At 65.5% G+C, this 21,134-nt stretch carries 18 protein-coding genes and 1 riboswitch; of the genes, 5 read left to right on the top strand and 13 right to left on the bottom strand.

The annotated features are described in order from the left end of the window. Positions 1 to 59: 59 nt before the first annotated feature. The 4 genes from EL266_RS03070 to EL266_RS03055 form a co-directional block, all read right to left on the bottom strand. Complete coding sequence (locus EL266_RS03070) at positions 60 to 629, bottom strand: DUF5979 domain-containing protein (protein ID WP_026426320.1); 570 nt, start codon at positions 627 to 629, stop codon at positions 60 to 62. A gap of 478 nt (positions 630 to 1,107) precedes the next feature. Beyond that, a complete protein-coding gene (locus tag EL266_RS03065) occupies positions 1,108 to 1,950 on the bottom strand; it encodes a MetQ/NlpA family ABC transporter substrate-binding protein (protein WP_026426319.1) in 843 nt (280 codons plus the stop codon). 99 nt (positions 1,951 to 2,049) lie between these two features. Continuing rightward, entirely contained in the window at positions 2,050 to 2,769 is a 720-nt protein-coding gene (locus EL266_RS03060) for a methionine ABC transporter permease (protein ID WP_026426318.1), read from the bottom strand. Further along, positions 2,766 to 3,809, bottom strand: a complete 1,044-nt coding sequence (locus EL266_RS03055) for a methionine ABC transporter ATP-binding protein (RefSeq protein WP_232012137.1) — start codon at positions 3,807 to 3,809, stop codon at positions 2,766 to 2,768. The genes EL266_RS03060 and EL266_RS03055 overlap by 4 nt, the downstream gene beginning before the upstream one ends. Before the next feature lie 47 nt (positions 3,810 to 3,856). Continuing rightward, a riboswitch (SAM riboswitch) is annotated at positions 3,857 to 3,946 on the bottom strand. Between the two features lie 114 nt (positions 3,947 to 4,060). Here EL266_RS03055 and EL266_RS03050 point away from each other — a divergent pair. Continuing rightward, a complete protein-coding gene (locus EL266_RS03050; RefSeq protein WP_084500453.1) occupies positions 4,061 to 5,110 on the top strand; it encodes an alpha/beta hydrolase in 1,050 nt (349 codons plus the stop codon). 63 nt (positions 5,111 to 5,173) lie between these two features. On the opposite strand, the gene EL266_RS03045 is transcribed toward EL266_RS03050, so the two are convergent. Then, a complete protein-coding gene (locus EL266_RS03045; RefSeq protein ID WP_034514656.1) occupies positions 5,174 to 5,725 on the bottom strand; it encodes a low molecular weight protein-tyrosine-phosphatase in 552 nt (183 codons plus the stop codon). A gap of 580 nt (positions 5,726 to 6,305) precedes the next feature. Between EL266_RS03045 and EL266_RS03040 the strand changes: the two genes are divergently transcribed. The 3 genes from EL266_RS03040 (at position 6,306) to EL266_RS13850 (ending at position 8,770) form a co-directional block, all read left to right on the top strand. Next, positions 6,306 to 6,797, top strand: coding sequence for a hypothetical protein (locus EL266_RS03040; protein ID WP_126412110.1), 492 nt, complete (start codon positions 6,306 to 6,308; stop codon positions 6,795 to 6,797). A 246-nt stretch (positions 6,798 to 7,043) separates the two neighbouring features. Next, on the top strand, positions 7,044 to 7,691 hold the full coding sequence (locus EL266_RS03035; RefSeq protein WP_026426314.1) for an IMS domain-containing protein: 648 nt from the start codon (positions 7,044 to 7,046) through the stop codon (positions 7,689 to 7,691). A 521-nt stretch (positions 7,692 to 8,212) separates the two neighbouring features. Continuing rightward, positions 8,213 to 8,770 (top strand): hypothetical protein, encoded by a 558-nt coding sequence (locus EL266_RS13850; protein ID WP_126412443.1) that lies wholly within the window; start codon positions 8,213 to 8,215, stop codon positions 8,768 to 8,770. Positions 8,771 to 8,821: 51 nt separating this feature from the next. Here the strand turns inward: EL266_RS13850 and EL266_RS03025 are convergent, their stop codons facing one another. The 4 genes from EL266_RS03025 to EL266_RS03010 all read right to left on the bottom strand — a co-directional run bounded on the left by EL266_RS03025 (position 8,822) and on the right by EL266_RS03010 (position 15,152). Beyond that, positions 8,822 to 9,514, bottom strand: a complete 693-nt coding sequence (locus EL266_RS03025) for a hypothetical protein (RefSeq protein WP_126412106.1) — start codon at positions 9,512 to 9,514, stop codon at positions 8,822 to 8,824. Beyond that, on the bottom strand, positions 9,471 to 11,708 hold the full coding sequence (locus EL266_RS03020) for a DUF6571 family protein (protein ID WP_126412104.1): 2,238 nt from the start codon (positions 11,706 to 11,708) through the stop codon (positions 9,471 to 9,473). Before EL266_RS03020 ends, EL266_RS03025 begins: the two co-directional genes overlap by 44 nt. Positions 11,709 to 12,176: 468 nt before the next feature. Further along, the gene (locus EL266_RS03015; protein ID WP_026426312.1) at positions 12,177 to 13,547 is read right to left on the bottom strand and encodes an amidohydrolase; all 1,371 of its coding nucleotides are present in this window, start codon (positions 13,545 to 13,547) and stop codon (positions 12,177 to 12,179) included. A 174-nt stretch (positions 13,548 to 13,721) separates the two neighbouring features. After that, positions 13,722 to 15,152 (bottom strand): MFS transporter, encoded by a 1,431-nt coding sequence (locus tag EL266_RS03010; RefSeq protein WP_026426311.1) that lies wholly within the window; start codon positions 15,150 to 15,152, stop codon positions 13,722 to 13,724. Positions 15,153 to 15,322: 170 nt separating this feature from the next. On the opposite strand from EL266_RS03010, the gene EL266_RS03005 reads away from it, so the two are divergent. Then, a complete protein-coding gene (locus EL266_RS03005; protein WP_051280948.1) occupies positions 15,323 to 16,354 on the top strand; it encodes a LacI family DNA-binding transcriptional regulator in 1,032 nt (343 codons plus the stop codon). A 76-nt stretch (positions 16,355 to 16,430) separates the two neighbouring features. Here the strand turns inward: EL266_RS03005 and EL266_RS03000 are convergent, their stop codons facing one another. The 4 genes from EL266_RS03000 to nrdF form a co-directional block, all read right to left on the bottom strand. Next, positions 16,431 to 17,222 (bottom strand): hypothetical protein, encoded by a 792-nt coding sequence (locus EL266_RS03000; protein WP_232012096.1) that lies wholly within the window; start codon positions 17,220 to 17,222, stop codon positions 16,431 to 16,433. A 109-nt stretch (positions 17,223 to 17,331) separates the two neighbouring features. Then, a complete protein-coding gene (locus EL266_RS02995; protein ID WP_026426308.1) occupies positions 17,332 to 18,747 on the bottom strand; it encodes an LssY C-terminal domain-containing protein in 1,416 nt (471 codons plus the stop codon). Positions 18,748 to 18,807: 60 nt separating this feature from the next. Further along, positions 18,808 to 19,518, bottom strand: coding sequence for a hypothetical protein (locus tag EL266_RS02990; RefSeq protein ID WP_026426307.1), 711 nt, complete (start codon positions 19,516 to 19,518; stop codon positions 18,808 to 18,810). Between the two features lie 271 nt (positions 19,519 to 19,789). Then, the gene (gene nrdF, locus EL266_RS02985) at positions 19,790 to 20,764 is read right to left on the bottom strand and encodes a class 1b ribonucleoside-diphosphate reductase subunit beta (protein WP_026426306.1); all 975 of its coding nucleotides are present in this window, start codon (positions 20,762 to 20,764) and stop codon (positions 19,790 to 19,792) included. Positions 20,765 to 21,134: the final 370 nt, after the last annotated feature.

The raw sequence follows: 21,134 nt of genomic DNA, 5'->3' as shown, positions 1-21,134 counted from the left end.
CGCCGTGACCGCCCCGCCGTGACCGCCCCGCTGTGACTGACCCGCTCGGAGCCGCCCGTTCAGGGGGCGGGGGCGCGCTCGGGCTCGGCCATCTCCGCCGACACCTCAACGGTCGGCGTGGCCCCGGTCCCTGTTCCCGATCCCGTCGTCCCCTCACTCCGGCAGGACTCGGGGTCGACCTCGTCGCGGCAGGCACCCTCATAGACGATCTCGACCAGTGCCGCCGTATTGCCGGACCACTCCGCGCCGATGACCACCGAGCGCGCCGGGGCGCCCCTTCCCCCCGTCGCCACCGCGGTGTAGCCGGGCAGGTCGAGGTCCTCGGCATCAGCCACCACGGTGCAGCGGGTGCCCACGGGGAAGGTGGCGTCGACGGCGCTCAGCGCCCCGGTCCCCGGCACGCGCATCACGCCCTCCTGGCCGTCCGTGCAGGTGTATCCCAGGACGTAGTCCCTGGTCAGCGCCACCGGGACTCCCTTGGCGGTGACCCCGACCTCCAGCGTGCCCTCGCCCGCGGCCTGCACGGGAACGGGCATCAGTGCCAGGCCGAGCGCCAGGAGGACCAGGGCGGCGCACACGACCAGGATCTGCCTGATGTACATCCCCGCCAGGGTCTGAGTCGAGTCCATGATGCGCCCTCCTTTCTCACGGCCCTTTCCTGAGGCATTCGGCATCGGGGACCGAGAGGCTAAGCCCGCCAGACTCCGCGCAACAATGCGCCTTCTCCGCTTGTGCTCAACTCTTGACGCAACCGTGACGGCTTCATGATCTGGGCGTTCATAGCGCCGCCGGCTCGTGACGGGGGCGAGACGGCCCCGTGACGCGGAGTAGCCATAAAAAAGGGAGAAAGCGGCGCGCCCCCTCTCGCTGCCCGACGGCGCAGACCCTCCGCATCCGCCGCATCGGATGGCGGCCAGGGCCGCCCCATCCCGGGCGGCCCTGGCCGCTGCATCGAGACCGCAGGCGCGACGCGGGGGCCGGATGGGCCGCTCATGGCGCATCCGACCCCCGCATGGGCGTCCGCTCCCGACGTCGCGGGGCGGGCCAAGGGTCGCCTGTACGTGCTGCAGGCGGCCCGGCTCGCTCCCCGCCGTCGCGGGGCGGGCCTCAGAAGGCCGGCATGACGGAGCCGTCCGCCCAGGACTCCTCGATGAAGGTCTTGACCTTGGGGTCGTTGAGGAGCTTGGCGAGCTTCTGGAGGTGCTCGTTGTCCTTGTCCTCGGTGCGCACCACGAGCTGGTTGATGTGGGCGCTGCCCTCGGCCTCCTCCAGGACCAGGGCATCGGTCTTGGGGGTCAGGCCCGCGTCGATGGCGTAGTTGCCGTTGATGACGGCGGCGGCGGCGTCCTGCATGGAGCGGGCGGTCTGGGCGCCGTCGACGGTCTGGAAGGTGAACTTCTTGGGGTTGTCGGTCACGTCGTCCACGGTGGGCATCTTCACCGAGTCGTCGAGCTTGATGAGCCCGCCCTGGACCAGCAGCTGGAGGCCGCGGGCCGTGTTGGCGGGGTCGGAGTTGAGGATGATGAGGCCACCCTCGGGCAGCTCCTCCACGGAGTTGTAGGTGGAGGAGTACAGGCCCATGGGCTCGATGTGGACGTCGCTGATCGCGGTGAAGTCGTAGCCCTTCTCCTCGATCTGCTGCTCCAGGAAGTTGGGGGTCTGGAAGAAGTTGGCGGCCAGGGTGCCGTCATCCAGGGAGGTGTTGGGGGTCTGGTAGTCGTTGATCTCAACGATGTCCAGGCTGATCCCGGAGCCCTCGATGAGGTTGTCCTGGACGTACTGGAGGATGGTGACGTGGGGCTGGGGGGTGGCGCCCACGGAGATGACGGTGGTGCCGCCGTCCTCCTTGAGGCCTCCCACGCCCTCGGAGCGGCCGCAGGCCGCCAGGGTTGCGCCGACGGCGACCACTGCTGCGATGGAGAAGTTGCGACGGGTCATGGTTGCGGACATGGGTGTTCCTTTCACTGGCCGCCCCGTGGCGGGGCGTGGAGCATGCGGGTGGAGTGGGTATGGGGCGCTGGGCGCGGGCGCTGCCGGCTGGTGGCGGCCTCAGCGGTGGTCCACCAGCCGGCTGAGCATGTCGCCCACGACCTGGATGACGGCCACGATGAGGAGGATGACGACGACGGACACGACCATGACATCCGACATGTTGCGGTTGTAGCCGTACTGGATGGCCAGGTCGCCCAGGCCTCCCCCGCCGATGGTGCCGGCCATGGCCGTGTAGCCCAGCAGGGTGATGAAGGTGACGGTGGCCGCCTGGATGAGGGTGGGCAGGGCCTCGCGCACCAGCACGCCCCAGGTGATCTGGGTGCCGGAGGCCCCCATCATGAGGGCGGCCTCGACCTTGCCGTGCTCAACGTTGTTCACGGCGGTCTCCACCAGTCGGGCGTAGAAGGGGATGGCGCCCAGCGTCAGGGGCACGCAGACCGCCTGCCACCCCAGGGATGAGCCCACGATGAGGCGGGTCACCGAGGCGATGGCCACCATGAGGACGATGAAGGGCATGGAGCGGCCGATGTTGACCACGAGGGACAGGGTCTCGTAGAGGGGGCGGTTGCGGTGCTGGCCGCGGGCGCCGGTGGTCACCAGGGCCAGGCCGAGCAGCAGTCCGAAGACCACGGTCAGGGCCCCGGAGACGAAGGTCATGAGCAGGGTCTCGGTGATGGCCTCCAGGAGGCGGCGCTCCAGGACCCGGTTGTTGAGCCAGGTCCCGTCATTGGCGGCCGTGGCGAGCAGCTGGTGGGCGCTGAGGGTCAGTGCGGTCATGAGCGGGCCTCCGCGGTGATGCCGGCCGTGCGCATGGTGCTCAGGGCGCGCTCGACGTCGTCGGCGGGAACGGTGATGGCCAGGCGGCCGATCTGGGCGGTGCCGATGGTCTCGAAGACTCCTGCGGCCACGTCCCCTCCGAGTTCGGCCACCATGGACAGCAGGGCGACGGCGGCGGGCTGGCCGGGGTGGGCGGTGATGGAGACGTCCAGGACGGCCTCGCCGTGGGCGACGGCGGCCTCGGGGACCTCGGGGAAGGGGACGATCTCACGGGAGAGCCGGGAGCCGACGTCGAGCACGACGTCCTCCAGGCGGCCGCCCTCGACGATGCGGCCGGCCTGAAGCAGGCTCACCGAGTCGCAGACCTGGCGGACCACGCTCATCTCGTGGGTGATGATGATGACGGTCAGGCCCAGGGTGTCGCGCACGTTCTTGATGAGGTCGAGGATGGAGCGCGTGGTCTCGGGGTCCAGGGCGGAGGTGGGCTCGTCGCACAGGAGGACGGCGGGGTCGTCGGCCAGGGCGCGGGCGATGCCCACGCGCTGCTTCTGGCCGCCGGAGAGCTGGGCGGGGTAGGAGTCGCCGCGGTCGGCCAGGCCCACGAGGTCGAGCATGCGGGCCACGGTCTGGTGGCGGTTGCCGGAGGGGACGCCGGCCAGGGTCATGGGGTAGGCGACGTTCTGGGCGGCGGTGCGCTGGTCCAGGAGGTTGGCGTGCTGGAAGACCATGCCGATGCGACGGCGGGCCTCGCGCAGGGCCCGGGGACTCAGGGCGGTCATGTCCTTGCCCTCGACCAGGACGTGGCCGGAGGTGGGGCGCTCCAGGGAGGTCAGGCAGCGCACCAGGGTGGACTTGCCGGCGCCGGAGGTGCCCACGATGCCGTGGATGGAGCCGGGGGCCACGTCCAGGCTCAGGCCGTCCAGGGCGCGCACCTCGATGCCGCCGCGCAGGCGGTAGATCTTGTGGACGTCGCGCAGGGAGATCATGGGCTCCTCGGGGCTGCTGTCCTGGGAGTCCTCGACCTGCGAGGCGTCGTCGATCTGGGCGCCCTCGGGCGACTCGGGGGTCCTGGTTTGGCTCACGCGCTCCTCCATCGGTCCTGGCGGAAGCACCCTCACCGCGAAGGGGGTTGCTGCAGCGTCGTCGAGCCAGGTCTCTCGGCTGCTCTGGATGGTCACGGTTAAGGTACGCAGCCGGGTGGCCGGGGGCAAGCCGAGAGGCCCGCTAGGGACGAAAGTCACGCATCTCCTGCAGGACGCGCGGGCGCCGGGCCCGTGCTTGTATTGACTCCATGACCGTGCCCCCCATGCCGAGTGAGCCCGCAGAGCCCATCGAAGCCACTGAGCCCCCGCGTCCTGAGCGGATCGAGGCCTCCGGGATCGAGCCCGACCTCCTGGGCGAGCCCTGGGTGGCGCGCCGCATCCCGGTGACTCCCGCACCGGAGGCTGCGGTGGGCGATCATGCGGTTCTGGTGCATCAGCGTCAGGCCGGTGGCCGCCATGATCGCGCTGTGCTCCACCTGCACGGCCGCAGCGACTACTTCTTCCAGACGCATATGGCCCAGGCCTTCCTGGATGCCGGGTATGAGTTCTACGCCCTGGACCTGCGGGCCTGCGGGCGGGCGGGCATCGGCCTCCCCTCCCCGCATGATGTGCGGGATCTGCGCGTCCATGCCGAGGAGATCCGTCGGGCGCTGCGCATCATCCGCTCTGAGCACGGGCATGGCGAGGTGGTGCTCCACGGGCACTCCACCGGGGGCCTGCAGGCGGTGATCTGGGCGGCGGATCATCCTGGGACCGTGGATGCGGTGGTGCTGAACTCGCCGTGGCTGGATCTGCGGGGCACGGCCCTGGTGCGCTCCTATGGTTCGGCGCTGGTGGATCTGATCTCGCGGCGCTGGCCCGATCGGGTGATCGATGATCCCGGCGCGAGTCGGGACAAGCCGGATGTCTATGTCGAGGCGCTGCACCGGGACTGGTCGGGTGAGTGGGACTGGGATCTCAGGCTCAAGCCCTTCCCGGCCTTCCCGGTGCGCGCCGGCTTCCTGGCGGGGGTGCGGCGCCTGCAGCGGAGGGTGCATCACGGCCTGGGAATCCGGGTGCCGATCCTGCTGTGCTGCTCGACGACGACCGGCTCGCCCGACGCCGACCTGGAGGAGGCCAAGCGCAGCGATGTGGTGCTGTCCGTGGAGCAGATGATCGCGCGGGCGCCGTTCCTGGGAAATGACGTCACGGTGCGCCAGATTCCCGACGGCGTGCATGACTTGTCGCTGTCGGGGCCGCGGGCTCGCGAGGAGTACTTCGCGGCGGTGACCGGGTGGTTGGCCGCCCGCCTGGGCTGAGGCGGTGGGCTGGGGCGCGGCGACCGGCAGTGCAGGGGCCCGGGCCGGGCGCCTCAGGGAGACTTAGGGTGCTGCGGTGGAGGTCTCGTCGGCGAGGCGGGTGGCCAGGGCGTCACTGACGCGTTCGACGACGGCGAGGGTGTCCTCGAAGTCGGCCTCCGTGCCGTACCAGGGGTCGGGGACGTCGAGGTCGGTGGCCGGGCCGGCCTCGGGGTCCAGGGAGCGGTACATCCGGATGCGCGTGAGGTCGGCGCCCAGGCGCTCGGCACGGCGGCGCAGCTCGCGCTCGTGGCGGGCGGTCATGGCCAGGATGAGGTTGGAGCCCAGGATCTCCTCGTCGGTGATGCGGTGGGCCCGGTGGTGGTCGATGACCTCGGCGGCGGGGCCGGTGGTGTAGTCGGCGGCGGCCAGTACTCGGCGTGCCCGGTGGTCCATGGGGTTGCCGTGCTCCTCGTCGGAGACGCCGGCGGATGAGACGTGCACGCGCTGGGCGAGGGGTCCGGCCAGGCGATCGCGCAGGACGGCCTCCGCCATGGCCGAGCGGCAGATATTGCCGGTGCACACGAGGATGACGCGGTACAGGGACGACGAGGACTCAGGGTTGAGGCGTGTCATGCCGCCATTGTGGCAGGCTGAGGGCAGGCGACGCTGCGCGGGGTCGGGATATTCTGAGACCTGCACCACATTTCATCGGAGCGCTCAGCATGGCCTCTCAAGTCCCGGTAACGTGCGGGTGACGCAAGCGTCGGGTCACGGCATCGAGTCACCACGTCTGATCATTCGGCGCGCCGCACTCCCGTTCCACTACTCAAGGGCGCGTCGGCCATGGGAAGAGCGAGCCTTTCTCATAAGTGTGGCGTACCGGGTAAGGCGGTCCAGCAGATCGTGCGCGCGCAGGGAAACGTCGGCGACGTCATGACAGACAATTACACGGATGGCTACGGCAGCGCATACGACATTTATAGGAAGTAGTGAGGACATGACGGCGCAGCGACCTCGTAAGTTCGTCAGGCACTGCGCGATATGGTGCGCGATCATTCTGACGACGTCATGCTCCCTGGTGACTAAGAGATCTAACCCTAGCACTACCCCTAGCGTAGTAGAGGCGTCGCCATCCGTGATGGTGTCACCATCCGTCGACCCGAGTTCGACCTCATTTCACTGCCCGGGGGTACCTGATTCTTCGATCGAGGCAATGTTCTCAGATCCGATCTACGAGTTGTTTAGTGGAAGTAGGGAAAATGGAGATCATGTACAGCAGATAGAATGCTACATTAGAGTTCGCGCTGAAGGTGCGGATGGTACCGAAATAGAAGAAACCAAGCGGGCCGCCTACGTTCATTTCGGCCGCGATTTCGACTGGGACAAGTGGGATCTTTCTGGAATGTACCACGCTGATGAATACGAGGAATCTTTTCCTGTTCCTGACGTTCCTGGAGCCACCGGTGAGGTGCGCACGTCGAAGGAAGGCGGCGGGGCCGCCGTCATCGCCTGTGGCGATGCATTCATCGCGACGTCCATCAGCCCTAAAGGAAAGATGCGCGGAGACCTCAAGGGCAACCTGGTCAACCTTGCCCTCTCCATCACCCCCTGGGCCTGCAACGGCGAGCCGATCCCAGGCCTGAACACTCCCCTGGCACCAGCAACCACTGATCCCACAGAAACTCCCGGCACAGAGACCTCATAAGACGATTTCTTTTTCTTCGGCCTAGGAGCGCAGGGATTGCTTCGTTTCCCGTCGGCGATGGAGGGCGCGGGCGGAATACGGCAGGGACCACGACAATCGGCTGATCCCTGGAGCACCTGCAAATATTTCAGGAACTTCCCAGGTTGGTTCCATGGCACCAGAGGGCACTGTGTCTTATCGTTGACGCAGCAGACCGTCAGCACCCTTGCATCTGGAGGTTCCGTGCGCACAAAGGCAAGGCGCGGCATGGTCACCCTGTGCTCCCTCGTCGCCGCATCGTCACTGATCGCCTGCTCGGGCCAGGAGCCCTCGAGCCAGACGTCAATTCCATCTCTGGCAAGCCCAGGCACCGCCGCCTCCACCTCCGCGGGCACCGCCCCTCCACCCTCGGCCGCGCCCACTGTCTCCGTGCCCCCAGTCGAAGAGATCACCACGGAATCGCTGTCGGACTGGGACAACGGGTATCAGGTGGTCTCCATCCCCGAGAACATGGACGCGAAGCAGGCGGAGGCCTTCATGTATTTCATGGCCTTCGACAAGACGGTATGGCTCGCTTTCATGAACATGGAGAACTCAGAGGAAACTCAAGCCACGATGACTGGCGAGGAGCTCCAGCTCTACCAAGACGTCTTCGCAGAGTTCGAAAATCAAGGCTGGAGGGCCTCAGGTTTCTACAGCGTCAGTGTTGCATCGGTTAGTCTCACCGCAGATGATTCCGCAGAAGTCTTAGTGTGCACGGATTACACCAAAATGAAGGTCGTCAACGAGCAAGGGGACGAGGTCGACGCACGAAGTTATCAGCATGCCTATACTCGAACATATCAGATGGTCAAGAAAAACGGCACATGGCTTGCCAGCAAGAGTGAGGAATTAGGGACAGACGAATGCGCATGATAAGTCAGCATCTAACTCTTAGTCGAACATATTTTGTGACCCTTATCGCCGCCACGGCGCTTGTGTGCAGTATTTTTGACGCACCGTCATTCGCGTCACCTAAAGGTGGAGGAAACTCCGATGCGGGCGGCAGCGTGTCCGGGGGTGGAGCCGACTCGATCGAGGTTCAGGCCCAGGCCTCCGAGACAGTTGTCTCCGACGGTTCCGGGAGCCCAACATCAGCCGCTCCAGGTACAGGTGCATCGGTCGATGTCTCCGGCATCGCCGTCGACCCGATCTGCTGGTACGAGTACGTCGGCAGCGGTGAAGAAGTGGCCAAGAATATGGAGGAGCGCAAGGAGCAGATTGAGAAGGACAAGAAAAGCAATTCTGGCGTGTCAATAGGGCGAGCTCTCATCTATGCGTTTGATAGTTACGCCGATTGGGAGGATCGTCGGGATCAGGACGGCGGATGGTACAAAGTCAACTGTGATCCCAGCCGCGCCGCATCAGAGGAGGAGTACCGTCAGACTTTGCTGGGCATGCGTGAGAGCGCGATTAGTCCCAACGTCTGGCTGCCTGCCGGCACTCCCATGCCGCAGCCCTACATCGCCGGGGAGACTCTGGCCCGGGCGGTGATGGCCAGCGCCACCATCCCCACACCCACTATCGAGACCAACCCCGCCATCGGTAATCAGGGCTCAACTCTGGTCGGCTACGACACCTGGGTATGGGCCACGGATGCCACCGTCCGCTCCACCACCATCTCCGCCACCGCAGGTTCCACCACGGCCACCGTCACCATTGCCGCCACCGGCCTGAAGCTCTCTGCTCCGGACTCCCAGGTCAAGTGCACCGGCTTCGGTCAGCCTTGGACTCCGCAGACCCCCGACTGGGACACCACCGACTGCCTCATCGTCTTCACCCGGTCCAGCGCTCACCTCGGTGGAACCACCCCGTTGACCACCACCATCAACTATCACACCACCTTCACGGCCACCGACGGAACCAGCGGCAGCCTGGGCATCACCAGCACCCAGTCCGAAACCCCCATCCCCGTCGCCGAGGTCCAGACCCTCAACACCACCGACGACGACTGAAATCTCCTGCACCCCGCTCCGGACGCTCTATCCGCTGGCTGTGCGGCGCGCTTACGCATCCTGCGTGGGTGTCGACTGCGGTTTCGGGCGCTCCAGCTCCTCCAGGGTCTCCTGTCGACCAGGGATCGTCTCCCCACCGCACACCCACGGCGTCATCGACGTCGCAAGATTCACCATATTGCTCTTCAGGTCGCCCTGGACCTCCTGGCGGGGGTAGATGGACACCAGCACATAGTGCCCATCACATTGGAACACTGCGACGCCCCCGCCCTCTTTAGCTGTATCTACGGTCCCTTCACCCTCGACGCCGGGAACCGAGAAGTTCTCCCGATTTGGCGCTTGGTACGCATTTGTCGTATCGATCGGATCCCCATAGTCAGGAATACGACCATAAGACACGTATACCGCGATCCGCCCGCCACTGTCGGCGCGACTAACGGTGCACTCAATCGAGGAAACGGCGTCACGCTTCCAATATAGCGTGCGCTCACTGTAGGTGATCGCGGAGTCAAACATCTTGCCGACCGACTCATCCGGGACGCCAGCACAAGAGAATTTTTTCCCCTCAACGGCAACACTGGGAGGCACGGTCCGATAGGCATCGCCATCACCCGACACTACGCAAGAGGTGAGCGCAAGGACACACAATGACGCCCCACTAAGGACAGAAAATCGCCGCACCGTATACAATCCGCTCTCGTTAGTCCCAAGGCGCAGGATCCGCACCATTGTCAGGTTTGGCATTCCTAGATGCTTCTGTGTAACGGGTTGTCACCCGATCCGTAATGTCCGTTAGACCCGCATTATCACCTGATGGAAGTACTCCGCCGACTTCCACCAGTGCATCGTATTGCTCAGGAGTAAGAGAGGAGACCTCTCCTTGAGAATCGGGTCCCACGAGAACTTCCCCATCGGAAGCGATGACACTGCTCGCATCCACAGCTACTCCCTTGCGCGTCGAAGCCAGTTCCTCAGCCGAATATATTCCGCTCTGCAGCAAAGTCATTGTAGTGAGTGCCTGGTTATATGTCACTCCCTCGGCGTAGTTCTTCTGATTCTCATTTTTCGCCTCAGTTTCCGCTGTTGCAAGCGAATTCACGATGGAGTTCTTAGCCCCGTCTCTTGCCTCTGACATCGCGAAACTTACTGCCGTATCGATCGCAGCGCCCGCGCCGGGCGCCACAGGAATAGCGCTCACGAGGTTAGCAGCCGAATCTGCATAGAACTTCACACGTTGGTCGGCAGCGGCTCCAATCTGCTCGCTCGTTCTTCCGATAGCACCCATGAAAAACCCGCTAGTACTGCTTTGGTCTTGGAGAGCCTCCGCCAAAGCTGCCTCACCGCCGCTATCATCTTCTGCGTGTTCAACGATGGCCGCTACCCTCTCATGATTGTATACAGTTTGAGACGCCTGCAGTTCAACTATTGCACGATCATCTTGCCCCACTTGACCCACAAGGTTTGACAATGCGAGATCGGAAAAGAGCGGCTGTTCCTGGAGATTAGCCGCCCAAAGTGAGTTGCTGTCTGGGGAAGTAGTATATTTTTTAGGATTCCCAGCTTGCGCCGAAATGTCGACGCCCATTGGATAACGCTCCAACGTATCACCAACAAGATTTCTCGCAGTCCCAGATAGCGTGAACTCGCTGCTGGTCTCACCCATGGCATTACTGCTGCTCTCACCCATGGCATTCAGGACTCCAGAGACCACAGCAGCACTATCCCTACCATTCATAGGCGAGGAGGCGCCAAGAGCCGTTTGATTCGCGGCCTGGGCTGACACGTTCTCCGCCAGCTTGGCCCAGTCATCTGTCCACTGGTTGTCTCCGATTGCACTGTTATCCATCATGGCACGGATACGGCTAACCGTGCTGTCGGCATCTACCCTGACCGTCGGTGGCTGCGTCGCAGCAGGAGCAAGCCACTGCTTGGCAGCCTCAGGATTGGCAGCCATTGCATGCACAATACCACTCAGTGGGTTGCTTGAGTCTCCAACTCTGGGTCCTTCCTGATGATCGAAATATTGGTTAGACGTAGGGGCATTTTCCAAATTCTGTCCCATCCGCACCAAGAAATCTGTTCCATAAGTGAGCCCCAGACCGTGATCTTCAGTCTCTTCGATCCCGTCGAGGTCGCCTTCTTGGGATACTCCAAGCATCGTGTTCAGTGCCCCCATTCGTGGAGCATTCACGTTGCTACCACCCCAGTCCTTCTTGGGGTCATCTTTCACGGAGTTTGCTACCGCATCCGCTACGGCCTGACTTTTTTCAGTATCCCAGGTCGTAGACCCTGCGGCTAGCATATGACCAAATATCTGAGCAATGGCATCTCCATGCTCAGTATTCTCCCATTCCGTCTTCGAGACAATGCCTCCTCCAGTTTTAGAATCGACATAAACATCCTCAACGTCGACGGGAATTTGTGTCAAATTTTCAGGTCCGACAGCATCGATAAACGTGGAAGCATAGACAGGATTGTCTTGTCCGCCCTTAAGTTTCGCAAGTAACTCCTGATAGCGCGCATCATCCTCTTCACCCTTATCAATAAAGGCCTGAAGACCCTTGGCGTCCTTCGTCGCCTGGGCTTGGGCGTCACTATTGTGCTTTTTGACATTTGCGGCGGTATCGGAGACACCCTCCGGCAGGTAATAAGAAATGGTTCCAGTCTCTGGGTCACTAATAGTAACGCCATCCTCATTCATTGCGACTGCTTCGTCGAGGCGAGTCTGCAAATCTGAAGCATGGGACCTCAACTCCCCGGCTTTAGTTGCAAGAGTCGAATCTCCCCCGTTAACCATATCTGAAATTTCAGTCGGATACGAATTAATCCATAACTTGATGTACACCTGACCACGTTCATTGTCCACGCTATCTGCGTAAGAGTTGAGGCCACTGATGAAGGTTTGAAGGGAATCCTTATTAAGACTGATGAACGTCATTCTTTAATGCTCCTTAGTTTGAGTTTCCTTCGGAATCTACTTCACACACTCAACTGGGCCGAGGGCTTCGTGTAAACCACCGCGCCTCCAAACTCTCAGAATCAACGTCATCCGGCTCTTTATCGTAATCACTCTGAACCTGAGTCTCGATACTACTCCATTCAGTACCTATTCCACTTACGGTGGTTGATATAGCGGTCTCCACATCTTCCGCTGCCGGGGACTGCCAGGCATCGGACAGTGTCGAAGAAAGATCGCTACTCTTTGTTCCACCCTCTTCAAGGCCCAATGCGCCGCGGGATGCTTTCGTTTGCGTCAAGACTTCCTCGATCGCTTGCTTTTTTTGATTCTCCGCCACAAGTCGTCTCCTTTTTGTCAACTCGCCGCTTTCAGGCCGCCTCAACGATATGACTTCTGACATAGACTGCCTCAGAGCACAGCGAACAGCAAGGCCAGCCGACACCTTTGTTAGTGACTTGCATCTCGTTTTTTCCAGAACCCCGCCACGTCCACGACTCCGCCGCTGGCCTCGAAGTCGGCGCGCACGCGCTGGCGGAGAGCGCCGTCATGCAGCCAGTCCAGGGCCACTGCCGCCAGGCCGTAGGCGCCGTCCACCGCGGCCGCGTCCCCCGTCGCCGATCCCGCCGCCGCTGCCATCTCGCGGGTGTGGAGGGCGACGTCGGGCCGCTCCGTGGCACGGATGAGCGGGTGGATGCCCGGCACCCGCAAGGACACATTGCCGAAGTCCGTGCCCGCCGCGATCGTCTCGGAGACCACGCCCGACGGAAGAGGATCGCGCCCTCGCTCGCGCTGAGCCCGCACCCACGACTCCAGCAGGGGGCCGTTGTCCCTCACCGGCATCTCATTGGTGTGCTCGTCGGTCCTGATCTCCACGCCCGTCCCGGTCATCAGCGCCGCCCCGCGCAGCACGTCCTCCACGCGCTCCACGATGTCCCTTAAGGTCTCGGGGTACTTCGAGCGCACCATGATGGCCAGCTCGGCGCGCTCCGGAATGACATTGGCGACCTGTCCCCCATCGACCACCACCGCATGGAGCCGATCCATGGGCAGGATGTGCTGGCGCAGCATCGCGAAGCCGCTGAGCGCCAAGGTCGCGGCATCCAAGGCATTGCGCCCCATGAAGGGCTGGGAGGAGGCATGCGCCGCCACCCCGTGGAAGACCACCTCCAGGCGCCGAACCCCCAGCCAGGTCTGACGGGTGAGGTCCATCGGGTAGGCATGGGTCTGGATGGCCGCCTCGACGCCGTCGAGCATGCCGCGCATGCACAGGACCTCCTTGGCGGTGGAGTTCTCCTCAGCGGGGGTGGACTGCAGGATCACCCGGCCGGGCAGCGCCCCCGGCCGGGCCCGCTCCAGCTGCGCCAGGGCCAGGAAGGCCCCCACCGAGTTGGCGCACATGACATTGTGGCCGCAGCCATGACCGATGCCCGGCAGCGCGTCGTACTCCGCCAGAATCGCGATCGCGGGCCCGCTCCGCCCGATCTCGGCACGAAGAGCCGTCTCCATCCCGAAGACCCCGACCTCCGGCTCAATCCCATGAGCGCGCAGGCGCCCCGCCACGGCCGCGACCGCATGGTGCTCCTCGTAGCCGAGCTCGGGATGGGCATGAATATCCCGGGACAGCGCCACCACCTCATCGGCCAGCGACCCCACGGCCTGGCCCAGCGCCTGGCGCAGGTCGACCGGCGCGCCGGCGTCCGGTGCCAGAGCCACGGCCGGGCCACTGGCCTGCAGGCGCTCAGCGGTCTCAGCGGCCATGCGGGCCTGGATGGCTCGTGACGGGGCAGTCGGACGGGCAAGATCGCTCAGGTCGCGCATAGAGCAATCATGCCCACGCCCCACCGCAGCCGCCAGGGCATGGGTGGGGCGTAGGGTCCTCGGGGCCGACGACGTCACGTCACTGCCTCGGGAGCCTCATCATCTCTGCGCCGCAAGGGCGGGGCCCGCCTCGCCGGGCCAGAGGCCTCATATCCCCCGCCCGGACGACGCGACTCAGCGGTCGGCCTGGGAGCCGGACTCGGCCTCGGCCTTGAGCCGGGCGTTGACGCGCTCGACATCCAGGCGGGTGAGCAGGAGAAGAATGATGACATTGGCCGCCAGCGGCAGCCACACATACATCACGTACATCATCTGGATGGCCGAGTCCGGCTGGACGTCGACCCCGCCCACATAGCCGCTGGCGGCCAGGAGCCACCCCGACAGCGCCGTCCCGACGCCGCCGCCCACCTTCACCCCAAGAGAGGTGCAGGAGAACATGAGGCCATCGATTCGCTTGCCATGGCGCAGCAGCGTGTTCTCCGAGGCCTCGGCGATCAGCGCATTGAGGGTCCCCTGAAGCGGGCTCATCCCCAGGGAGGCGATCGCCGAGAACAGCAGCATGAGCGGGATCGAGCCGGCATAGGCGGCCGCCACCACCCCCAGTCGCCCGGCCACCGCCAGGGCGTAGCCCCAGGCGTTGACCCGGAACATCTCACCGAAGCGCTTGACCAGCAGGGGCGTGACCAGCAGTCCCACGATGAGCGGGACATTGATCGCCCAGGCGAAGCTCCCCAAGAGCTTGGCGTCGCCCAGGACATAGGTCATGAAGTAGATGCCCATGTTGAGCATGGCCGTGAAGATCTGCGCCAGCAGGAAGACCACCAGAATGATGGCGTAGTACTTGTTGGACAGCAGCATGCGCACGGAGTCCTTGAGGGAGACCTCATCAGCCGCCTCAGCGCTGTGGGCCGCACCGACGGCGCCGGACTCCCCGGTGTCAGCCAGCTCCTCCGGGGAGAGCTCGCGCACCGACATCGCCGAGAGCGTGTTGACCGCCAGGCCCAGCAGCGCGTAGATGATGGCCATGGCCCGCCAGCCCTCGGCCCCGCCGCCCAGGGCCTCAACCCCCTGGACCGTGATGCTCTGGATGAGCAGGCTGGTGCCGAAGGCGAACATGAATCGGATCGAGCCCATCTGCACGCGCTCGGCGCTGTTCTTGGTGATCAGCGCGGTCAGGGCCGAGTAGGCGATGTTGTTGGCCGTGTAGAACACGGCGTTGAGCAGGGTGTAGGCGATGAAGAACCAGGCGTACTTGGCCCCGTCCCCCAGGCTCAGCGGAATCGCGAAGATCGCGATGATCATGGCGGAGCATCCCACGAACCCGCCCAGCATCCACGGCCGGGCCTTGCCCAAGCGTGTATGCGTGCGGTCCAGGAGCCTGCCGAAGATGATGTCGGAGAACCCGTCGAAGAGCCGCGAGATCATCATGAGCGTGCCGATGATCCCGGGATTGAGACCGGCGGTGTCCGTCAGATAAATCATGACGAAGGCGGACAGGAGCGCGTAGACGACGTTCCCCGCCACGTCTCCCGAGCCGTAGCCGACCTTGTTGTACCACCGCAGGTAGGTCTTCTCCGTGCCTGCGCTATGAGCCTGTGGCGCCATGTCTCACCTCGTTGTGCATGACGGGGTCGCCTCTGCCACCCCGAATGGTGACGTTAACATACGCCGACCATCCGGCTTTCGCAAGCAACATCAGGGATGCCCTCAAGACTCTGGTTGCGTTACCATACAGGTCAGGGGAAGCGCAAGCCCCACCTGATAACCTCGCAGCCATGGCAGAGGCGACATCACGGAGACGCAGGGCATCAGGCGCCCCCTCCCTCGTCGACGTCGCCCGCCTGGCCGGCGTCTCCCCGCAGACCGCCTCGCGCGTCTCGGCAGGCGCCCCCAATGTGCGCGCCGAGACCCGCCAGAGGGTCGAGCGCGCCATGGCTCAACTCGGCTACGCCCCCAACCGCGCCGCCCAGGCCCTGCGCCGGGGCTCCTTCAAGACCATCGGCGTACTCACCCAGCAGATCCAGCGCACCGGGGAGGCCCTGACCACCGCCGGGGTCCTGGAGGCGGCCACCGCCGCCGGCTACGCCGTCAACCTCACCCAAGTGGCCCAGCCCGAGTCCCAGGAGCTGCGCGAGGCCTCCCACCGCCTGGTCAACCAGGCCATCGACGGGCTGGTCGTGGTCCAGGCGGGCCGGGCCGGGCGCGAGCACCTGGCCCTGCCGCCCACCATGCCCGTGGCCGTCTCAGACTCCACCCTCGTGGGCCACTACCCCTCCGCCTCGGCCGACCAGGCCCAGGGCGTGCGCGACGCCGTCGGGCATCTCCTGGCCCTGGGGCACCGCACGGTCCACCACGTCACCGGGCCCCAGGGCTCCCAATCCGCGCTCATCCGCAGCGCCACCTGGGCCGCCTGCCTGCGGGAGGCCGGCGCGATCGTCCCCGAGCCCGTCCCCGGGGACTGGGAGGCCGCCGCGGGCTATGCGGCCGGCCAGCGCCTGGCGGCTAACCCGCAGGTCACCGCGGTTTTCTGCGCCAATGACGAGGTGGCCCTGGGGCTGATCAGGGCCATGCACGAGCAGGGCCGGCGCGTGCCCGACGACGTCTCCGTCGTCGGATTCGACGGCCTGGCCCTGGGCGAGTACTCCTTCCCGCCGCTGACCACGGTCCGCCTCGACTTCAAGCGCCACGGCCGGGAGATGGTGGGCCTCATCCTGGAGCAGGCCGAGCACGGCCCCCTGGACGGCTCGCGCAGCATCACCATCCCCGCCGAGCTCACCCTGCGCGCCAGCACCGCCCCGCCGCGCTGACAATCCCGGCGCGGATCGCGGGGCTTGGGCGCGTGCCCGAGCGCGCTGCCCGGGCCCACCGCCTTCAGGCGCCCTCTCAGTCCTCCGGCAGGAGGATCGAGGCCCCCAGCGCGAAGGGGAAACCCGGTTTGAGCAGGCACTGGACCGCGGGCTGAGCCATCTCCAGCACCCGGTCCGCATCCAGGCCCTCCTCCCCCTCCTGGCCGAAGTCCGCCACCAGGTCGGTGTAGGGAACCGTCAGGTCCAGCATCGCCATCCCCTCTGAGTGGCGGGCCGCATCCCAGGCGCCGCCCTCCATCTCCAGGAGCGTGCCCAGGTGGAAGCTCATCACGCCCTCCTCATCGCTGCTGGCCGGCATGGACAGCAGGTGGTGGGGCTCAGGGTCCCGGGGGGCGCGCAGAGTGAAGACGACGATTCCGCCGTCGCGCGCCGCCCGCAGCATGATGCGCCCGATGTGGATGCCGAAGCCCACGATGTCGAAGTCGCCCTCCATCGCCTCCTGGAAGCCCAGGGGCTCGTCCAGCACAACCGGGGCGCCCTCGCCCGGGTCGTTGATGGCGCGCCGGCCCGTGGGCGTGGCCGCGCGCAGCAGCAGGACCCGCCCGCCCTCGGTCAGGGTGCCGGTCTCCACATGCTCCGCCCAGCCATCCGGTGCCTGGGTGGGGCCGGGCTCGGTCTCCACCAGGCCCATGCCCAGCACCGTGGCCAGGTCGGTGCCATCAGTGGGCCGGTGCCAGGTGATGGTGGCGTCGTCGTGCCAGATGGGGACCACGCCGTTGAAGGGGATGCCGAAGCGCACATGCTCACGCTCATCGGCCGGACGCTGAGGGTCGGCGTGCCTGCCGGGCCCCGCCAGGTACTCGCTCATGGAGCCAGGGTAACGGCGCTCGCGCCCGTCCCGGCCCGCAACCGCCTCGCCGTCGGCCCGCCGTGACCCAGCGGGGCCCGGCAGGGGCTCAGCTGAGACCCAGCGGGGCTCAGCGATCGCCGAGCCCCGCCCGACGCAAGCGCTTGCCCCCGGCCCGGCGGCGGCGACGCTCCGCCTTGCGCGCCCGCTCCCAGCGAGGCACCGGACGGGCCGTCAGCGTCAGCAGCGCCAGAACCGTCAGCGCCGATGTGGTCAGCAGCCCCACCGAGACCTGGCGCACCCCCATACCCGTCACCTGGGAGAAGTCCATGAGGAGCCGCAGGGTCAGGGCCATCAGCAGGGCGATGCGCCCGCGAGGGTGGCCGTGCCAGGCCGCCACCCCCAGTCCCGCTGCGGCCAGGGCCAGAAATCCTGAGATCGTGGCGATCATGACATAGGCATTCGCCGCGGCGTCGACCAGGCCGTAGGCCTCGGCCTCCTGCACCACCCGGGCGATATTCCTGCCCCCCAGGGCGATGACGACATTGGTCACGGTCAGCGCCGCGATGAGCGCCAGGGCGACGAGCAGCTGGATGGGGCGGTTGCGCTGAGCCTGGGCATCGGCCGCCCGGGCCCGGGCCAGCTCCACCGAATGGCGGGAGTCGGCCACGACCTCCTCCAGGTCCAGGACATAGAGGTCGCCGTCGGTGATGACACGGTCGCCGCCGCCGTTCTTGTCGTGGTAGGAGGTGAAGAAGTCCGTCCAGATCGACAGACGGGCCTGGGGGCAGGCCCAGCGCAGGTCATCGACCACGTAGTTGCGCTCGATGTCGATATCCGCGTCGATCCGGTGAGTGACCTGGAGGGTCAGGCCGGACAGGCCCACCGCCCGGTCATAGGTGGCGGCCGCCAGCCAGTCCACGCCCCGGCCGCCGGGCAGGACCCAGCCGGAGGGAGTGTGCCAGAAGCGGATGTGGTGGCGCTGGGAGGGGTTTCCCTCCACCTCCTTCTGGTAGGCGAAGTCCTGCGCCCGCCCGAAGAGCTGGAGGGTGGAGACCGGAGCCGCCGGGTAGGAGCGGCGCAGCATCCAGGACTTGATGATCCCCCAGGAGGATGCCAGCGTGATCGGGTCGGCCCGCACCCAGCCGGCCGAGCGCATCGCCTCATGGATGTCATCCTCATCGCCCTGAATGGCCAGGTTGACCGGATCGCCCAGGAGCCCATCGGGGGTTCGGGTGCGCCCGATGAAGTAGTCGGGCACGTACAGCCACGTCAGGACCTGGTGGAGGCGGGGGATGGCCAGGTAGGCCAGCATTCCCCAGAAGGCCAGGCCCGCCACGACCGCCCACGGCGTGAGGTGCCATCCCGCCCCCAGGATCAGCCAGGCCAGCCAGAGCGCGGCCAGAGCCGCCACCGCGAAGAAGAGGGCATCGACGACGTCGTCCACGCCCCAGCTGCGCACCTCCGCCTCGGTGAGCTTCTCACGAGAGGCCTGGTAGACCGGTGGGGCAGTGGGTCGGGGACGGGTGGCCGCGCGCTCGCTCATGGCGCCACGTTAGTCACCCGGCCATCATCTGCTCCAAACGCGCTGGCGCTGAGCAGGTCCCTATTTGATGACGAGCTTCGCCGTGTCGGTGTGGGCCTCGTAGATCTCCCCGGTGTCGGTGTTCTGAAGGGCCTGGCGGTCATAGCTGACCGTCGTGGCGCCCTCGGGCAGCGGCATGGCCTTGCCATCAAGCTCGAGGACCTGGATGGCCACCCAGGCGGTGGTGCTGGCCTTGCCGTACTCGTCGAAGCTGATGCCGTCGAGCCCGGCCGCCCGGTAGTCCTCCTCCAGATCCGTGGAGAACACGGCATTGCCGTCGCCGACGGGATTGTCGTCGTTGCGGAGGGTGACGTTGTTGATGGTCCTGACGTCGACGCCGACGTCGCCGGTGAACTCGAAGGAGCAGTGCAGCAGGTAGAGAGTCCTGTCCGTGTCATACTCGGCCTTGTAGACCGGGGCGTCGAAGTCCTCGATGATCTGATCACAGGTCTGCGTCAGGCCCAGCTCCGTGTCGGTGAAGACGACGGGCTCGATGGCCTTGGCCTCGGCGGCACCGCTGGTCTCCTTGGGCGAGGCGGACGTGTCCTTGCCGGGGGTCTCCTTCGAGCCCTCGTCGGGGCTCTCCTTCGAGCCCTCGTCGGGGCTCTCCTCAGCGCCCCGGGACTGGGAGGCGGTGGCATCCTCACCGGCGGTGGCCTGCTCCTCGCAGGCGCAGAGCCCCACCGCCAGGGATGCGGCAGCAAGAGCGGTGATAAGACGACGGGTGCGCATGATGAACCTCTTCCATGGTGAAGCAGCCCAGAGGGATAACACTGGGAACTATGCTCCGCACCCCCGGATCCCGCGATGGGCGCCCCTGCACGGGGTGGACTGCCCGTGCGAGGGCCACCGGCTCGTCATGTGTCCACCGTGAACAGTTTTAAGCCTCAGCGCCTCGCAGGTCATTTTCATCAATGCAGGTCACCCCTTAGTCACTGAAAGTGACTAAGGGGTGACGGGTCTTAAAGTTGTTCATCGTGGACAACTTCGCCGGCAATCCGCCTCAGAAGTCCCAGTCCTCGTCCTGGGTGGCCTCGGCGGTGCCCATGACGTAGGAGGATCCCGAGCCGGAGAAGAAGTCGTGGTTCTCATCGGCGTTGGGGGACAGTGAGGCCAGGATCGCGGGGCTGACGTCCACGGCATCAGCCGGGAAGAGCGCCTCGTAGCCCAGGTTCATCAGCGCCTTGTTGGCGTTGTAGCGCAGGAACTTCTTGACGTCCTCGGTCAGGCCCAGCTCGTCGTAGAGGTCCTCGGTGTACTGCTCCTCGTTGTCGTAGAGCTCCATGAGCAGCTCGAAGGTGTAGTCCTTGAGCTCGTCCTGGCGGGCCTGGGAGGACTCGCGCACCGCCAGCTGGTACTTGTAGCCGATGTAGTAGCCGTGGACGGCCTCGTCGCGGATGATGAGGCGGATGAGGTCGGCGGTGTTGGTGAGCTTGGCGTGGCTGGACCAGTACATGGGGGCGTAGAAGCCGGAGTAGAAGAGGAAGGACTCCAGCATCGTGGAGGCCACCTTGCGCTTCTCCGGGTCGTCCCCGCGGTAGTAGTCCAGGATGATGCGGGCCTTGCGCTGGAGGTTCTCGTTCTCCTCGCTCCAGCGGAAGGCCTCGTCGATCTCGGCGGTGGAGATGAGGGTGGAGAAGATCGAGGAGTAGGAGCGGGCGTGCACCGACTCCATGAAGGCGATGTTGGTCAGCACCGCCTCCTCGTGGGGGGTGCGCGCATCGGGGATGAGGGAGACCGCCCCCACGGTGCCCTGGATGGTGTCCAGCAGCGTCAGGCCCGTGAACACGCGGGTGGTCATGTTCTTCTCGGCCTCGGTCAGGGTGGCCCAGGACTGGACGTCATTGGACAGCGGCACCTTCTCCGGCAGCCAGAAGTTCCCCGTGAGCCGGTCCCAGACCTCCAGGTCCTTGTCGTCAACGAGGCGATTCCAGTTGATCGCCTGGACACGGTCGACCAGCTTGATGGGCTCGTGCATCAGTTCCTCCAGGGTGCTCGGCGTGATCACCTCATGCTACCGATGACCCGGGCCCGCACGCCCGAGCGGCGCCGCATCCCCTGGAGTCACGCACCCCGGCTCAGCGCCAAGCTGAGGGAGGTGATGAGAATCCGCAGCAGCGGACGACGGCGACGCGACCGAGGGTGTGACTGCTCAGCACTCATACCAGCACAGTAGGGCAACCCTCCGACACGACGACATGGGCCCTACTGCCCGCGCCCGCGTCGAGGGGCGCCCGTGGGCCACGCGGTGATGGGGAGACGAGAGCGCCGGCCCGCGTCGAGGACGCCGTTTTGCGTCGACGACGAGCCTTCGCGTCAATCACCCCTGTGCTCACCCCAGTCGGATG

Source organism: Actinomyces slackii, assembly GCF_900637295.1.
In the GTDB taxonomy this organism is placed as follows: Bacteria; Actinomycetota; Actinomycetes; order Actinomycetales; family Actinomycetaceae; genus Actinomyces; species Actinomyces slackii.
The sequence above is the reverse complement of the archived record's forward strand: the minus strand, read 5'-3'. Positions and strand labels throughout refer to the sequence as shown.

Coding starts and splice junctions, on each gene's coding strand:
- EL266_RS03005 (WP_051280948.1), top strand. CDS start 15,323: ATGGCAGAGGCGACATCACGGAGACGCAGGGCATCAGGCGCCCCCTCC.
- EL266_RS03010 (WP_026426311.1), bottom strand. CDS start 15,152: ATGGCGCCACAGGCTCATAGCGCAGGCACGGAGAAGACCTACCTGCGG.
- EL266_RS03015 (WP_026426312.1), bottom strand. CDS start 13,547: ATGCGCGACCTGAGCGATCTTGCCCGTCCGACTGCCCCGTCACGAGCC.
- EL266_RS03045 (WP_034514656.1), bottom strand. CDS start 5,725: ATGACACGCCTCAACCCTGAGTCCTCGTCGTCCCTGTACCGCGTCATC.
- EL266_RS03040 (WP_126412110.1), top strand. CDS start 6,306: ATGTTCTCAGATCCGATCTACGAGTTGTTTAGTGGAAGTAGGGAAAAT.
- EL266_RS03050 (WP_084500453.1), top strand. CDS start 4,061: ATGACCGTGCCCCCCATGCCGAGTGAGCCCGCAGAGCCCATCGAAGCC.
- EL266_RS03035 (WP_026426314.1), top strand. CDS start 7,044: ATGGTCACCCTGTGCTCCCTCGTCGCCGCATCGTCACTGATCGCCTGC.
- EL266_RS03025 (WP_126412106.1), bottom strand. CDS start 9,514: ATGCCAAACCTGACAATGGTGCGGATCCTGCGCCTTGGGACTAACGAG.
- EL266_RS03020 (WP_126412104.1), bottom strand. CDS start 11,708: ATGACGTTCATCAGTCTTAATAAGGATTCCCTTCAAACCTTCATCAGT.
- EL266_RS13850 (WP_126412443.1), top strand. CDS start 8,213: ATGCGTGAGAGCGCGATTAGTCCCAACGTCTGGCTGCCTGCCGGCACT.
- EL266_RS03000 (WP_232012096.1), bottom strand. CDS start 17,222: ATGAGCGAGTACCTGGCGGGGCCCGGCAGGCACGCCGACCCTCAGCGT.
- nrdF (WP_026426306.1), bottom strand. CDS start 20,764: ATGCACGAGCCCATCAAGCTGGTCGACCGTGTCCAGGCGATCAACTGG.
- EL266_RS03065 (WP_026426319.1), bottom strand. CDS start 1,950: ATGTCCGCAACCATGACCCGTCGCAACTTCTCCATCGCAGCAGTGGTC.
- EL266_RS03060 (WP_026426318.1), bottom strand. CDS start 2,769: ATGACCGCACTGACCCTCAGCGCCCACCAGCTGCTCGCCACGGCCGCC.
- EL266_RS02995 (WP_026426308.1), bottom strand. CDS start 18,747: ATGAGCGAGCGCGCGGCCACCCGTCCCCGACCCACTGCCCCACCGGTC.
- EL266_RS02990 (WP_026426307.1), bottom strand. CDS start 19,518: ATGCGCACCCGTCGTCTTATCACCGCTCTTGCTGCCGCATCCCTGGCG.
- EL266_RS03070 (WP_026426320.1), bottom strand. CDS start 629: ATGGACTCGACTCAGACCCTGGCGGGGATGTACATCAGGCAGATCCTG.